The sequence below is a fragment of the Pseudomonas abietaniphila genome, from assembly GCF_900100795.1.
In the GTDB taxonomy this organism is placed as follows: Bacteria; Pseudomonadota; Gammaproteobacteria; order Pseudomonadales; family Pseudomonadaceae; genus Aquipseudomonas; species Aquipseudomonas abietaniphila.
Genome location: NZ_FNCO01000010.1, coordinates 229,703 through 245,094, shown reverse-complemented (window position 1 = coordinate 245,094; position 15,392 = coordinate 229,703). Strand labels below are relative to the sequence as shown.

Here is a 15,392-nt window from a genome sequence, read left to right as displayed (position 1 = left end):
ATTGATCTCGCGGCAGCAGTGTGTGGAGGGAGGTGTATACACCTCCCGCGTCGGCCAGCGCTCGGACCGCTTACTTGTTCAGTTCAGCGATCAGGGATGCTGCCGCAGGTCCGGAGGAAGCGGGGTTCTGCCCGGTGATCAGCAGACCGTCATTGACCACGTAAGGACCCCAATCCGGGCCTTTCGAGTAGATGCCGCCCAGGGTTTTCAGCACGTCTTCAACCAGGAAGGGCACCACGTTGGTCAAGCCGACCGCTTCTTCTTCGCTGTTGGCGAAACCGGTGACTTTCTTGCCTTGAACCAGCGGCGAACCGTCAGCGTTCTTGACGTGGCGCAGAACGCCAGGGGCGTGGCAGACAACGGCGACGGGTTTGCCTGCTGCGATGAACGACTCAATGAGCTGGATGGAGTGCTTGTCTTCGGCCAGATCCCACAGAGGACCATGGCCGCCCGGGTAGAACACTGCATCGAAGTCCGCTTGCGACACGCTGTCCAGGCGCACGGTGTTGGCCAGTTGTGCGGTGGCCGCAGGGTCGGCTTCAAAGCGACGGGTCAGCTCGGTCTGGAAATCCGGTTCATTGCTTTTTGGATCGAGGGGCGGTTTGCCGCCCTTTGGCGAGGCTAGAACGATTTCGGCGTTGATATCGCTGAATGCGTAGTAGGGCGCCGCGAGCTCTTCCAGCCAGAAGCCGGTAGGACGGCCAGTGTTGCCAAGCGTGTCATGGGAGGTCAGAACCATCAGAACTTTCATCGGATATATCCTTTTCTATCGAAGTTAAAGGTGGCGTTAGCGCTAGGTTAGAGCGTTGAAGCTGTGCGTCAGGCCATTAAGTAGACCAGTCGTCTAATGTTTCGGTAAAACAAAATCATTGGGCGGCTTTGATGATCAAATCCGCGACCGCCTTCGGGTAAGCCAGCATGGCAACGTGGCTCGACGGCACTTCAACTGTAGTCGCGTGCAAGCGTTTTGCCTGGTCTCGTTGCTGTTGTGGCGAAATGATCTGGTCCTTGCCCGCGATAACCACGAACGACGGAACCTTGTGCCATGCGGCGTGAGGAACGGGCTGACTCAGGGCCTTGATGTTCAGGGCGCCCTGGGTCGCAGCGACCAGTTTCTGTTCAGCGCGGGGCAGGTCCGGGGCAAAGAATTTGGCAACGCCTGCGTCGCTCACTTTCACGTAGCCATCGGCGTCTTTCACGAAGGACGCTTGTCCTGGCATCTCGGGGTAGCCTTTCACCGAATCGAAAACGGATTGGCCGTCATCCGGAGCGTAGGCGGCGACGTAAACCAGAGATTTGACCTTCTCGTCGACATTTGCATCGCTGATCACAGCGCCCGCCCAGGAATGGCCGACCAGAACCACAGGCCCTTGAGCCGCTGCGATGGCCCGGTTGGTCACGGCAACGTCGCCATCCAGCGAATCCAGAGAGTTCTGCACGGCGACCACGTTCAGGCCGGCTTTCTGGAGTAGTGGAATCACCTTGTTCCAAGAGGAACCGTCGGCGAAGGCGCCATGCACAAGCACCACCGTTTTGGCCGTCAGGGCAGGGGCTGGACGCTCCTGGGCGTTCGCCACGCCGACGAAAGTGGCCAGTGTCAGCGCGGACACGAGCGCAGCGATTGTGGTTTTGGTTCTCATCACTTCAGTCCTTGTGGCGGGTTAATGTGGGTACACCTTAATCAAGAGTAGACCAGTCGTCTAGTGAAGTTTTCAATTATTTCCAGGACCGGTTTTTCAAAGGGTTTAATTGGGAAGGGAACTGCACAGGCCGGATGCCGACCTGTAGCGGTGCACAACGTGTGGGGTTTACCGGAGAAGACATCGGCGCCGAAGCGCCGAGAGCGGGTGTGCGTCAGGGCAGACGAAGGATGACCCGGGTCGTCGCCATCGCCATTTGGAAGGGCGCAGGACTTTTTTCGATCTTGACCATCACGCTGGCGCCTACCCAGAGCTGGTACAGGCTCTGTGCAACGGCATGGGGATCGCCGCACTCTGGCAGCGAGCCGTCGGCGTTACCCGCTTCGATCGCGCTGGCCAGGCGATCCGTGATGCCCGAAGTGCCGCGCTTGAGCACGGCGCGCATCGGCTCGGACAGATCAGCCACCTCGACGCCCAGCTTCACCGCAAGGCATTTGCCCTGGCAGTCGTGGAACGATTGCGTGTCCTGCCAGATGCGCCAGTAGTTCATCAGGCGTTCACCCATCGTAAGGCCCGGCTCGGCCAGGACCCGGTCGATGTCGGCCAGGTAGCCCTCGAAGTAGTCCTCGAGCAACGCCTCACCGAACGCGTCCTTGGACCCGAAGTAGTGGTAGAACGAACCCTTGGGAACACCCGCAGCAGCGAGAATTTCGTTCAGGCCGACCGCGGAATAGCCTTTGGCGGCCATGATTCGTTGGCCGACATCGAGGATTCCCTGACGGACATCAGATGTCCCGCGGGCAGAAGAACGTGCAGTAGAAGTAGTCATGGGCGAGAAGCATACCTCCTAGCCGATCGGTCTACTAGTGGTGCGTGAGCGCATGAATTTCAGAGATGTGAGGATACTGGCGATCACCGGGCACAGGCGCTTATCCTCAAGCGCTGTTAAACGCCGTTTCAAGTGGATATGTCTTTCACACCTGTTGATAACGTGGACCTGATCAAGCCGCATGCATGGCGGTCACGCGTTTGCCTTCCGATTTACCCGCCTGTTGCACCGCCCACTTCATGAATTCCACAATCGCCCATTCCTCGCGCCGCTCCTTGGCGCAGTACACGAAATAATCGAATTTCAATTCTGACGTCGCGTTGGTGACCTGCACCAGGCGTTTGGATTGCAGGGCTTCGGAGGCGAAGACGTTGTTGACCAGCGCAATGCCCTGGCCGGCGCATGCGGCACTTATCAACAGGGACTCGTCGCCGTAGCTGGAGCCCTGAATCATTTTGCGATTGCCCACCCCGAAGGCGTTCATCCACACCTTCCAGTAATTGCGTTCGGTGTCCTGCAGCAGTGGATAAGTCAGGCAATCCTGCGGGCTTTCGATCGTGCGTTGTTTGGTGAGCAGGTTCGGGCTGCAAACCGGGATCAGGTAAGAGGACCATAAGCGGGTGGCGTGGTTGTCCGGGCTGCTGGCCATTTCTCGCTGGATGGAGATATCCACATGGCCATGCTTGAGGTCCGAAAGGCCGTTGCAGATCTGGATCGAAATTTCGATGGTGGGGCAGCGTTCTTTGAAGTCGCTCAGCGCGGGGATCAGCCAGGAACTGGCGATGGTGGACGTCGTGCCAATGACCAGCCGGGTTTGCCGAGGTTGTTTAAGGGCTGCACCCGACCAGGCTTTTTCGATGACGTCGAAGGTGTCTGACAGTTCGTCGAACAGGCTGCGGCCGCTGGCCGTGAGCTGAATGCCCTTGGCGTCGCGCTCGAACAGGCGCTTGCCGATCTGGTCTTCCAGGCCTTTGATCTGCTGACTGATGGCGGCCGGGGAAACGCACAGATGGTCCGCGGCGCGTTTCATACTGCCGACCTTGCACACCTCGACGAAGGTGCGAAGGGCAATCAACGGGATCGCTCTGCTCATTGTGCATACTCCGCCCAAATGTCACAGCCACTCAGCCAAAGGGTCAATGCGTCTGATCGTGTTGCCATCTCGATACGTCCTAAAACTGTGCGTGTCCCATGGCCGAGAAGAAAAAGCGGGCACGGCCGGGCCCCGTCTGGTTAACGCCACCAGACAACTGCGTTTCGGTTTCAGCTGTGGATAAGTGAAATCAGGTGGCGGCAGGCGAATCCTGCGCGGCCTGTACCGGCTTGGGCTTGCTCTTGCTGAGCACGAACCACACGGCCAGACAGATCAGACCGCCGCCGTAGAGATGGCCGGTGGACAGGTGTTCATCGAGGAACATCACGCCCCACAGCACGCCGAACGGTGGAATCAGGAAGGTCACGGTGAGAGAACGGACCGGGCCGATATCGGCAATCAGCCGGAAGTAAAGGATGTAGGCACATGCGGTGCAGATGAAACCGACGGCCGCCAGCGACAACCAGACAGTGGAGTCACCCCAACTGGCGGGTGGATTGACGGTGGTCGAAATCGCGAAGAACGGCGCCAGGAACACGGTGGCGCCGACCTGACTGCCGAATGCGACCAGTTTGGCATCCAGACCGCCTTTGTCGGCGATCCACTGACGTGTCAGGAAGCCTGCTGCGCCGTAGCAACTGGTGGCGACCAGGCACGCCAGTGCGCCCATCACCACGGTGGTGGTGAAGGTCATCGGGCCGGTGGTGGTCAGCAACGTGATTCCCAGCAGGCCAATGAAAACGCCCGCTGCTTTTTTGGGTGTGAGCGTGTCGTTGAAGAACATCGAGCCAATCAACACGCCCATCAGCGGCGTGGTGGCATTGAGAATGGCGGAGTAACCCGCAGGCAACAGCATGGCGGCCATGCTGTACATCAGGAACGGAATACCCGAGTTGATCACGCCCAGCACCATCGTGGCTTTGAGTTTGCCCTGAAAGTCATGCTGGGTTTTGAGGACGGCGAGGATCACCAGCAAGCCGATCGCGCCGAGCAGCACACGAAAGAACGCCGTGGGTAATGCACCCAGTACGGGAGCCGCCACGCGCATGAACAGAAAACTTGCTCCCCAGATCGCGGCGAGGAGAAGTAGCCGAACATAATCCGATGGCCTCATGACACGTCCTTCCTGAATCTACTGCATTCAACAAAACGACCCGGAAGGTGTAGATTGACGCTCGCCGAGTCAGGGTGTGATGATTTGAGCAGTGTCTGAAGTCGTGCTCAAGCGAGCTTTTCTTAAGCACATTAGATTTTCTTAACTGAGGACCGGCATGAAATTCCCGCCCCTGTACGCCCTGCTGTGTTTTGAAGCGACGGGGCGTCACGCCAGCATGAAGAGCGCGGCGGGCGAGCTTTTCGTCACTCCGGCGGCCATCAGCCAACAGATCGCCAAGCTCGAAAAGGCAGTGGGCGTCACGTTATTCATCCGTAACACCAAGCGCCTGGAATTGACGCCCGAAGGCAAGATTTACCTGCGTGCCATTCGCCCCGCACTCGGGCAGATATCCGACGCGACCCAGCGTCTGATGAGCGATAACGGTCCCAATACCATCACGGTCAGTTGCACCAGCGGCTTTGCAATGCAGTGGCTGCTCCCGCGCTTGCCTGATTTCCAGGCCATCTGTCCCGGTATCGAAGTGCTGATCAGCACCACCAACCGGCTGGTTGACCTGCTCGGTGACGGCGTCGATTTTGCTGTGCGTCATGGCCTGGGCCGGTATCCGGGGCTTGAGGTCGAGATGCTGATCAATGACCGTCTGCAGCCGGTGTGCAGCCCAGGTCTGTTGCCGGATTCGCGTTTCTTGTCTTCGCCCATCGATCTCAAGAACTACAACCTGCTGCACGATGAGCACCGCGAAGACTGGGCGTTATGGCTCAGGGCGGTGGGGATCGAGGATGCCGAAGCCGCCGTGCACAAGGGCTCGGTTTTTGTGGATTCCAACGGCGTGATCGAAGCCGCCCTGGCGGGCATGGGGATTGCGCTGGTACGTCGCTCTTTGATTCGCGAAGAGCTGGCCTCGGGCCGTCTGGTGGTGCCTTTTCGCGCGACCATCGACACGCCGATTGCGTACTACCTGGTGTATGACGAGACGGCCATCCTGCCTAAGTCCAGTCGACAATTCAGGGACTGGCTGGTGTCACAGGCCATCGCCAGCCAGCGCGAGTTTACGACGCGCTGATTTCCTGCCGTCCAGGGCGCAATACGCTTCCGGGCATCACGCTGTCTGGTTTTAATGGCTGTTTTTCTGAGCAGTTAAGCCCTGCTTCAGTGCCGATTGATGGACCAATACCCGCCAGAAAGCTACCTAATTCCTTGATAAGTCGGATGATTAAGCAATGTTGAGTTAAGTCAAACTTAACCGGTAATTGCGTATTTCTTGTTTGCTCCCTTCTGCGATTTTCTTCAGCTTATCCCTCAACTCAACGGCGTTGCCCTGCACGGGCGGACGCCGATAAACAACGAGCAGGGATGCTCCGGGTTGAAGGAGAACTTCATGACAGACTTTCAAATTTTTCGCCCCATGGCCTGGGACAAACTGGTTCATGAATATGACCTGGACGGTTCCCGACTGCTGCCGTGGGACGGTTATGCGACCCCTATCGGCGGTGGCTGGTGCGTCGTGCGCCCGCACACCCAATCGTTGTCGCACACCCAGATTGATCAAGAGTTCTTCATCGGGATAAAAGGCACCGCCAAGCTGGTGGTCGGCGACCAGACGTACCCGTTCACCATGGGCGATATCGCCGCCATTCCCAAACACACCGATCACTATGTGTTGAACGACACGGACGAAGACTTCCATTTTTATGTGGTCTGGTGGGATCGTGATTCCGCCAACCGCTTCCTCGATGAAGACGCTCAGCAAGCCGTGGCGTCGAACGCGTTCGCGTTGCAAAAGGCGACGGTACACGACGTGTCCGAACCGAGGGCCTCGTGATGGGCAAGTTACTGGTTACCATCACGCCGCCAACCCCCAACGGCGACCTGCACATCGGTCACATGGCCGGTCCTTTCCTGGCCGCCGATATCTTCACGCGCGCGCAACGTCAGCGGGGTCATGACTGCACGCTGGTGTCCTACTCCGACGACTATCAGTCGTACATGCTGCGCCGAGGCATCGAACTCGACCGCGCGCCCCAGGAGCTGGCGCTGGAGAACACCGACAAGATCAACGACACCCTGAAAAAAATGGGGATCGAGGTTGATTTCTGGATGCGTCCGTACCGCAACAATTACTTCAAGAAAGCTGTGGAGGAAATGTACGAGTACGCGGTGAAGGCGGGTGCCATTTACAAGAAGGTCAGCCAGGAACCCTACTGCGAGCACTGCGACAAATGGGGCTACGAGGCGTTCGGCCGCGGCAACTGTGACTACTGCGGCTCGGACTCCGATGCGAGCCAGTGCGAAGAATGCGCGCACACGCCCAATGCCTCGAAGATGAGCAACTTCCACTGCAAACTCTGCTCCTCGCAAATGATATGGCGACCGGTAGAGCGCGAGTTTCTGGCGCTGTCCAACTTCCGTAACCACCTCAAGAGCAGCTTCGAGCATGCGCCGCTGCGCCCGTTCATCCGCCGCTTCCTCAACGAAGAGTTCGAGCTGGGGCCGCTGGACTGGGCGATCACCCGTCCGCACGACGGCGGACTGGACCTTAAACCTGATGGCAGTCGACGTATCCACACCTGGGTGATGGGATTGTCCGGCTACCTGGGCGCGTTCCGCGAATACCTCAACGAGCACAAGCACGCGCCATGGGAATACGACGAGTACTGCCGCTCCGGCAAAGGCCGGATGGTGCATTTCTTGGGTTATGACTGCGCCTTCAGCCACATGATGGTGTATCCGTCGTTGTTGCAGACCATGCACGGCTACCGCATGCGTCAGACCTTCTACACCAACCAGTTCCTCACCCTGAACGGCAAGAACCTGTCTACCAGCCGCAACTATGCGATCTGGGCCCGCGACCTGGTTGACGATGCCTGCACCGACAGCGCTCGGTTCTATCTCGCATTGATCGCGCCTGAGCAGGACACCGACGACTTCGACGTGGAGAAATTCGCTGCCTGGCGCGAAGAGACCTTCAAGGAGGTGCTGGTCAAGCTGGCCGCGCAGGCTGAGCGCGAGCGGGTCGACGGCGACAGCCTGAAGGTGACATCGGCTGATGCGGCGGCGATCAAGATCCTCGTTGCGCGCTGGTTCGAGGTCACATCGGTGGATCACTTCACCATGAAAGGCCTGGCCGTGTTGCTGTCCGACGTGATCAATGCGGCCCGTGATCGCCAACTGCTCGGCAAGCGGATTTTGCCGTACATGGCATTGATCGGCGCCATTGGCGCGCCGGTGTTTCCGGACCTGGCCCGGCAGATTCTGCGCTACTGCCGTTTCACCGAGAACGAAGTGTTCCAACAGCTGGTGTACGTCAGCGCAGTGGAATACGAGATCTGATCCGGGAGGCCGCCGATGAAAACCTCATTCGATGTGATCGTGATCGGCGCCGGCGTCATGGGCGCCTCGATTGCCGCCGCGCTGGTCGAAAACGGCCTGGACGTTGCTCTTATGGAGAAGGGCATCGGCGGCGGTCAGGGCGCGACGCGCGATACCGGTGGCATCGTCAGAGGCCTGGAGCTTGACCCTGCACTGCGTCCGCTGACCCGTCGTGGGGCGCACCATGGCAGCACCGGCATTGTTCATGCGTTATTCGAACAAGCGCTCAAGCGCACCGGTGTCGCCTACATCGCAAGCTCCGAGGTGTGTGGTCAGTACCTGGATGCCGTGGGCACCGAGGGCACCCAGAACATCGAGCTGCACGCGTCGGTGAGTGCGTTGGATAACGGACGTTTTGCGGCGTTCTGTCCCGACCAATGCCTGCTCATCGAGCGCAATGGCGGCACGGTCGATGCGCGGGTCACGGTGTCCAATCTGTGCCGCTACGTCAGCGAAAAGGCAACGTTCCTTGATCATCTGGCGGTTGACCGCTGCATCGAACTCGACGGGCATGTGCAGGTTCACGCGGGGAAATTGTGCCTGGAGGCCACGTGGGTCGTTGATGCCTGCGGTGCCGACGGACCGCTGGCGCGGCCTCATGGGGCGGTGCATGCGCGCACCATTCCCTTTACCCGCCTGGGCTGCGACCAGGCGCCGAGCATGCCGGTCATCGCGCACCACCTCAATACCTATCTGCTTCCGCTCGGACGCACTCTGATGCAAGTCGGCGGTCAACGGCGCCAACGCGCGGCGCATGCGAGTCAGCTGAACCTGTCGGTGATGGACAACGAGCAGGACGTGATGGAGCGCGTGGCCAGATTGGGTTACGACAGAGATCACTGCACGCCCGTCGTCACCCAGATTGCCTGGGATGCCTACACCGACGACGGACACCCATTGATTGGCCGCGCCTCCGCTAAAAGCCATGTCTACCTGGCGACTGGGTTCTGCGGCATCGGCTTCAAGATGGCGCCGAGCGTGGCCGAATTGCTGGCCTTCGAGCTGGGGGGGTTGATGTCCGGCACGTCCATGGACGCCGGCCATCGCGCCATCATGCAAGCGTTCTGCCCTTCGCGGTTTACCGAGGTCGCGTTGTCATGATGCGCCTGGGAATCTGCGCGGCGCTGGACGTCGGCACCACGTTACATGCACGCAGTTTTCTGCGGGGCGTTTACCTCTCCAGCCATCTGTTCAGCAACGTGCGCACTGCGCGGCATTTCTACTTTGATGATGGCGCCAATGCCGAAGGTGGAAGGGCGGCGGCGAGGTATTTCATCGATGCGAAAGTCGATGCAGTGATCGGCCATTTCGCCTCCGAGTCAGCGGCTGCTGTGGTGGAAAGTTATGCACAGGCTGGCATTCCCTTGATTCTTCCTGCGTCCACCTGCGCCGCACTGACTGAAAACGGCCTCACAACCTTCAGAGTCTGCGCGTCCGACCGTGTGCTCGCCGGGCGCTTATTGGGATTTGCCGAAACTCAAGGGCTCATGAGACTCGCACTGTTCGCCGATCCGAGTCTTCACGGGCAACAACAGCTACGCGAACTCCAGGCCGCAGCGAAGTTATCCACAGTCGAACTGGTTGAAGACAGTGCGCAGGCAGACGCCTTGGTCTTTTGCGGTCGCTTAAAAGCCAGCCGGCAATTCCTTGTGGAAAACCGGGCATCGGGTTGTGGATTACCCCTCTTTTTTACTGACGATGCGGCGTCGCCTGCGTTGGTCGCGGGATTGACGCACACCGGCACCGTCTATGTCGTCAGCTTCCCGGTGGCCAGCGATCTCCCTGAAGCGCAATCGGTCGATCTGGCTTACCAGCGCCTGTATGGCGAACAGGCCCCGGTGTACGCCATTGAAACGCTGGCGGCGTTTTCGCTGGTGGATCTGGCGGCTCGTCAACGCGGCGGGCTGCTCGATGCGCTGCGCTATGAACAGTTTTCCACACCTGCCGGCCCCATCAGTTTCAGCAATGGGGAGAACGATCACGCCCGGGTTTCGCTGTGGGTCTACGCCGACGAGCGCGTCCATGAGCGACGTTTGCTGAGTTGAATCGAGCCGCTTCACGGCTCGCCAAGTCTTTAAACCTTTCAGGAAGAACCACCATGAATCAGTTTGAAATCGAGGGTTTGCGTCAGGAGCTGGACGTCGTGTCGGTCGGCTTCGGTCCCGCCGGTATCGCGCTGGCCTGTGCGCTGGAAGACGAGGCAGAGGACAACGGCAAGAAGCCGTTTGCGCGTGTGCGGTTTTTCGAGAAAGGCCGCGATTCGACCTGGCATGGCGCGTTTCTGCTGGCGGGCACCGACATTAACCATCATGTGTTTCGCGACCTGGTGACCCCGCGTAACCCGCGTAGCCGCTTCTCGTTTGCCATGTACCTGAAAGAAAAAGGGCGCCTGTACAAATTCGGTTTACTGGGTCGTCCGGCCAGTCGAGTGGAATGGTCCGACTACATCGGTTGGGTTGCCGCACAGTTGAAGGACTATGTGTCCTACGACGAAGGCGTGCTCGACGTACTGCCAGTCGCGGAAAAAGGCATTTTGCGCGCTGTCGATGTGGTGACCGCTCAAGGCACCTATCGCACCAAGCGTCTGGTGTTGTCCCACGGCAGCCTGCCGAGAATCCCCGAGGCGTTCAGCGCTCACTTGGGTGGCCGTGTGTTCCACACCTCGCAATACCTCAAGAACATTCATCTGGGCGGCGGCCCCATTGCCCAGCGCTGGCTGGTGCTGGGCTCAGGCCAAAGCGCGGGTGAGGCCGTGGCGCATCTGTTGGGTGCAGCGCCGACCACCCAGGTGCATTCGGTACACCGGGGCGTGGGTTTCCGGGTTGGTCAGCTGGGGCAGTTTCCCAACATGGCGTTCCTGCCCGAACAGGTGGATTACTTCCATGAACTGGAGCCCGCGCGTCGCAGCAAGGTGTTCGACGAGATTCGTTCGACCAACTACGCGGGCATCGACGCTGACGAGAGTCAGGCGTTGTACTCCTTCCTGTACGAAGGCGAGGTCAGTGGGCATCAGCGCCTGAATCTTCACACCTGGTCCGACGTGGTGTCTGTGGAAAAAGTCGGTGATGCCTACTCTGTGGTGCTGCGTGACAGCAACACAGGTCTGGAGACCACGCTGTACGTCGACGGCATCGTGCTCGGCACGGGCTACGAGCAACTGGCAGTGCCGCCGTTGTTGACCTTGCTGCAGCCGTGGCTGCTGCGCGACGAGGACGGAACCTTGGCCGTGGATCGCCATTACCGTGTGGGTCTTCAGCACAGTGAAGGCGTACAGATTCTCGCCAACGGCACGTCGGAAAAGACCCACGGCATCAGTGATGCGCAGTCGTTTTCGATGGTGGCGTTGCGGGCACAGCAACTGACCGACGCGCTCATGGCGACCCAACCCCGGCAATTGGCCTCCGTGGTCTCGCACCCGGCGCGGTCCAGATCGATACGCGTCGAGGCACGGCCATGAATTTCATTTCCCACATCGTCGGCGATTCGAATTTCGTTCGCCTGAAAGGGCTAGGTTTTGAGAACCTGCATTTGAAGCTCGAGTCCTGCAACCCGGCAGGCTCGATCAAGATGAAAACCGCCATCGGCCTGATCGACGCCTACGCCGAGCGTCGACTTATCCACAAGGACACGGTGCTCATCGAGTCGTCCTCGGGCAACCTCGGGGTCGCGCTGGCAATGATTTGTGCCGAACGTGGCTACAGGTTCTGCTGCGTGGTCGATCCCAACACCAATCTGCACAACATCAAGATGATGGAAGCGTTTGGCGCGCAGATTGTCATCGTCACCGAACGTGACGACAACGATGGCTATCTCGGAACGCGCATTCGCTATATACGCGACACCGTGGCCCGCGACCCGCGCTACCTGTGGCTCAATCAGTACAGCAATCCGGCCAACGCGCGCACCCACGAACTGACAACGGCCCGCTCGATCCATATTGCCTTTCCGGCGCTGGACTATCTGGTGGTCGGCGCTGGCACCACCGGAACGTTGATGGGCTGCGTGCAGTATTTCCGCAAGCATTCGCCGCGCACCAAAATCATTGCCGTGGACAGTACGGGGTCGGTGACATTCGGTCAGGCGCCGGGCAAGCGGTTCATTCCAGGCCTGGGTTCCAGCCAGATGCCACCGATCTTCCGCGCCAATCATTTGCACAAACAGCAGGTGGTGGACGAGCGCGCCACCGTCGCCATGTGCCGTTGGCTGGCCAAGTCCAATGGCGTTCTGGCAGGAGGCTCGACCGGCACCGTGGTCGCGGGACTGGCGGCACCTTCGCTGGGCATTCCAAAGGACGCTGTGGTCGTGGCGATCTCTCCGGACGCGGGTGAGCGTTACCTGGAAACGATCTACAACGACGAATGGGTGATGCAGAAATTTGGCCGCGCCGAACTGGCGGCGCTGAGTTCACAACCCATCAGCCGCTACTTGAAAAACTACGTTCACACCTTCGAGGGAGAAGCGCTGAATGTCTGATTTTCATGTCATTCCAGGGGCGGTGATCAAGGACATTCTCGACGGCCAGTCCCACACCATGGTGGCGAGGGTCGAGCAGGTGTACCTGCAGCATCACGACGGCCAGACCCTCAACCCGGATAGCTATTTCCTGCGTTTTCCACAGCAACCGGCCAACCGCATCATCGCGTTGCCGGCCTCCCTTGAGGGCGACGATGCGGTGGCGGGGATCAAATGGATTTCGAGCTTCCCTGGCAACGTCGCTCAGCAAAAACCACGGGCTTCGGCGGTGGTGATTCTCAACGACCGTGAGACGGGTTATCCCTATGCGTGCCTGGAAGGCGCGCAGATCAGCGCAGTCAGAACGGCTGCTTCTGCGGTGTCGGGCGCTTACTGGCTCAACGGCCGGTCGCACAAAGCGGCGTCTGTAGGGTTCATCGGCGCAGGCGTCATTGCGCGCAACATTGCGCGAATGCTGGCGGTGGAAAACTGGGAAATCGGGCACGCCGTCGTGCACGATTTCGATGATGCTTCGGCCAAAGCGCTCACCGCGTATGTCGAACAGGTCGACTTATGCACAGCCCGCGGCGGGTCGCTGGAAGAAGCGCTGGCCGCTGATCTGGTGATCTTCGCCACAACCGCTGGCGAACCCTACGTGAAGCCGCCAATGGGTTTCCGAGCCGGCCAGGTCGTGCTGAACATCTCCTTGCGGGACATCGCGCCGCAACTGCTGCTGGCGGCCAACAACCTGTGCGATGACGTCGAGCATTGCATGAAGGCTAACACTTCACCTCATCTGGCCGAGCAGCTCACCGGAAACCGTGACTTCATGAACGGCACGCTCGCGGGCCTGATTCGCGGCGAGGTGGCGCTCGACCTTGGTAAAGCGTCGATCTTCTCGCCATTCGGGCTTGGCGTGCTGGACCTGGCGTTGAGCAAGTTCATCGTCGACACCGCGCTGGCTGAGTCACGCGCTGTTGCCATTGATTCGTTCTTTGGAGAAACACTGAGATGGAACTGAGCACCGCGCTGCCAACGGAAAGACTCACTGTGGACGGTGCGCAGAAGCCTGCCATCAAGATCGGTATCGTCGGCTGCGGTTCTCGCGGGCTGACCGTGCTGGAGCGCGTGTGTGCGCTGGCGGGCGCGGGTGAGCGCCGCATCGAGATCAGCCTGTTCGATCCCCATCGACCGGGGCCAGGCCTGCATTCGGTGGAGCAGCCGGAGTACCTGATGCTCAACACCGTGGCGTCTCAGATTTCGATGTTTCCCGATCAGGCTGCACTTGGCGGTTTCAGTGGCCGCCAAGGGCCTGACTTTTATCAGTGGTGCCTGCGCTTCAAATCCGGAGAGCGCAGTGTGCAGCCCAACGCATTTCTGCCTCGTGCGTGGCTGGGGGAGTACCTCGCCTGGACGTATGAGGAGGTGATCCGTTCCCTGCCATCTAACGTGCGGGTGACACACCATGCGCGGGTTGTGGATAACGTGGAGCACACTGATTTGGGCGGATTTGTGTTGTCCACAGGCGCTCAAAAACACCGGGTTGATGGGTTGCTGATAACGGTCGGGCACGCAGAACGTGCTGCATCGGCGAACGACTACCAAGGTGCTACGAAAAGGTTTCAGACTTATCCACAGCCGTATGCGCTGGAGGGCATTTCGTCCACAGATGCGGTTGGCATCGAAGGGCTCGGCCTGTCGGCCATGGATGCGGTGGCGGGCCTGACGGTCGGTAGAGGCGGGCAGTTTGTGCAAGCGCCTGAAGGCTTGCGTTATCAGGCTTCTGGCCAGGAACCCCGACTGTTCATGTATTCACGCAGTGGCCTGCCATACCGGACCCGACCGGACATCACGCCACACCGTGTGGGCGGTTCGCCGCTGATCTTCACCTTGTCGGCAGTTGCTGACCTGCGCGCTGCAAACCCTCAGGGACTGGACTTCGAAGCCCAGGTCCTGCCGCTGCTTCAAGCTGAAATGCTGGCTGAGTATTTCGGCATGATTGCAGCGCTTCAAGGCGAGTTGTCCTTGAGAACCAAATCCGAGATCGCCAACGCCTTTCTGATGGGCGAAATCCAGGCCAAAGCCGTTGAGCTGGCGCAGCGGTTTGCCGTGGACATGCTCGACGAAAGTGCCTTTGACCCTCGATCCCTGCAAGCGCCTGTGGATAATTATTCGGCGTGGGTCAAACGCTTCATTGAAGATGATGTGAAGGAGAGCATCCTCGATCTTGATCACAGTCCGATCAAGGCCGCAGTCGAGGTGTGGAGAAGCTGCCGTGAACAATTGCGTCGCGTTGTGGATAACCAGGGCCTGACGCCTCAATCTCACCGGATTTTCTTCAATGAGTACGCGCCACTGGTCAATCGCCTGGTCGCCGGCCCGCAAAAGGAACGTCATCAGGAGCTCCTGGCCTTGGCTGAGGCGGGCGTTCTGCAATGGGTGCATGGGGCAAACGTTATGCACAGCGCCGGTACATCAGACGTTTCAGTCACGCTCGACGATGGTCACGTGTTAGTGCTCGACGCGTTGATCCGTGCCCACGTCAGCGATAACCAGACCCTCGCCACGCAGCCGCGCATTATCCGGCAACTGCACGAAAGCGGAATTATCCACAGCGTCAAAGGAGGCGGCGAAGCGCCGTACGTCGACAGCCACGGCAAAGCACAGCCCAATCTGTGGATAACCGGCCCTATCGTCGAAGGCGCAACGTATTACAACCACTACGTGCCTTCATCCGGCAGTTATTCGAGAGCGTTTGTGGACGCTGACCGGATAGCGCGGGAGATACTGGGAATGACAGTCATTTCTTAAAAGTTACTTGTAGCCTCGCTGAAGCCCCTGTGGGAGCGAGCTTGCTGACGAATGCGGCGGGTCTGCGATATCAAAGGTGAA

At 59.4% G+C, this 15,392-nt stretch carries 14 protein-coding genes; 9 read left to right on the top strand and 5 right to left on the bottom strand.

Translation table 11 applies throughout. The features are described 5' to 3' along the window. Positions 1–70 precede the first annotated feature (70 nt). The 5 genes from BLS87_RS20160 to BLS87_RS20140 all read right to left on the bottom strand — a co-directional run bounded on the left by BLS87_RS20160 (position 71) and on the right by BLS87_RS20140 (position 4,676). Positions 71–751, bottom strand: a complete 681-nt coding sequence (locus BLS87_RS20160) for a type 1 glutamine amidotransferase domain-containing protein (protein WP_074754899.1) — start codon at positions 749–751, stop codon at positions 71–73. Between the two features lie 115 nt (positions 752–866). Further along, complete coding sequence (locus BLS87_RS20155) at positions 867–1,640, bottom strand: alpha/beta fold hydrolase (RefSeq protein WP_074754897.1); 774 nt, start codon at positions 1,638–1,640, stop codon at positions 867–869. A 214-nt stretch (positions 1,641–1,854) separates the two neighbouring features. Continuing rightward, on the bottom strand, positions 1,855–2,469 hold the full coding sequence (locus BLS87_RS20150) for a TetR/AcrR family transcriptional regulator (protein WP_074754895.1): 615 nt from the start codon (positions 2,467–2,469) through the stop codon (positions 1,855–1,857). Between the two features lie 172 nt (positions 2,470–2,641). After that, complete coding sequence (locus tag BLS87_RS20145) at positions 2,642–3,562, bottom strand: LysR substrate-binding domain-containing protein (protein WP_074754893.1); 921 nt, start codon at positions 3,560–3,562, stop codon at positions 2,642–2,644. Between the two features lie 190 nt (positions 3,563–3,752). Next, on the bottom strand, positions 3,753–4,676 hold the full coding sequence (locus tag BLS87_RS20140) for a DMT family transporter (protein ID WP_074754891.1): 924 nt from the start codon (positions 4,674–4,676) through the stop codon (positions 3,753–3,755). Between the two features lie 157 nt (positions 4,677–4,833). Between BLS87_RS20140 and gcvA the strand changes: the two genes are divergently transcribed. The 9 genes from gcvA (at position 4,834) to BLS87_RS20095 (ending at position 15,311) form a co-directional block, all read left to right on the top strand. Beyond that, positions 4,834–5,742 (top strand): transcriptional regulator GcvA, encoded by a 909-nt coding sequence (gene gcvA / locus BLS87_RS20135; RefSeq protein WP_074754889.1) that lies wholly within the window; start codon positions 4,834–4,836, stop codon positions 5,740–5,742. Between the two features lie 315 nt (positions 5,743–6,057). Continuing rightward, positions 6,058–6,501 (top strand): cupin domain-containing protein, encoded by a 444-nt coding sequence (locus tag BLS87_RS20130; protein WP_074754887.1) that lies wholly within the window; start codon positions 6,058–6,060, stop codon positions 6,499–6,501. Beyond that, complete coding sequence (locus tag BLS87_RS20125; RefSeq protein ID WP_074754885.1) at positions 6,501–8,009, top strand: methionine--tRNA ligase; 1,509 nt, start codon at positions 6,501–6,503, stop codon at positions 8,007–8,009. The genes BLS87_RS20130 and BLS87_RS20125 overlap by 1 nt, the downstream gene beginning before the upstream one ends. Before the next feature lie 15 nt (positions 8,010–8,024). Beyond that, the gene (locus BLS87_RS20120; protein ID WP_074754883.1) at positions 8,025–9,149 is read left to right on the top strand and encodes an NAD(P)/FAD-dependent oxidoreductase; all 1,125 of its coding nucleotides are present in this window, start codon (positions 8,025–8,027) and stop codon (positions 9,147–9,149) included. After that, a complete protein-coding gene (locus tag BLS87_RS20115; protein WP_074754881.1) occupies positions 9,146–10,093 on the top strand; it encodes an ABC transporter substrate-binding protein in 948 nt (315 codons plus the stop codon). Before BLS87_RS20120 ends, BLS87_RS20115 begins: the two co-directional genes overlap by 4 nt. A gap of 53 nt (positions 10,094–10,146) precedes the next feature. Continuing rightward, entirely contained in the window at positions 10,147–11,505 is a 1,359-nt protein-coding gene (locus BLS87_RS20110; RefSeq protein ID WP_074754879.1) for a SidA/IucD/PvdA family monooxygenase, read from the top strand. Next, positions 11,502–12,521, top strand: coding sequence for a 2,3-diaminopropionate biosynthesis protein SbnA (sbnA, locus tag BLS87_RS35000; RefSeq protein WP_074754877.1), 1,020 nt, complete (start codon positions 11,502–11,504; stop codon positions 12,519–12,521). The genes BLS87_RS20110 and sbnA overlap by 4 nt, the downstream gene beginning before the upstream one ends. After that, entirely contained in the window at positions 12,514–13,521 is a 1,008-nt protein-coding gene (sbnB, locus tag BLS87_RS34995; protein ID WP_074754875.1) for a 2,3-diaminopropionate biosynthesis protein SbnB, read from the top strand. Before sbnA ends, sbnB begins: the two co-directional genes overlap by 8 nt. Further along, positions 13,512–15,311: an FAD/NAD(P)-binding protein gene (locus tag BLS87_RS20095; protein WP_074754873.1), complete on the top strand. Its 1,800-nt coding sequence runs from the start codon at positions 13,512–13,514 to the stop codon at positions 15,309–15,311. The genes sbnB and BLS87_RS20095 overlap by 10 nt, the downstream gene beginning before the upstream one ends. The last annotated feature ends 81 nt before the right edge of the window (positions 15,312–15,392 follow it).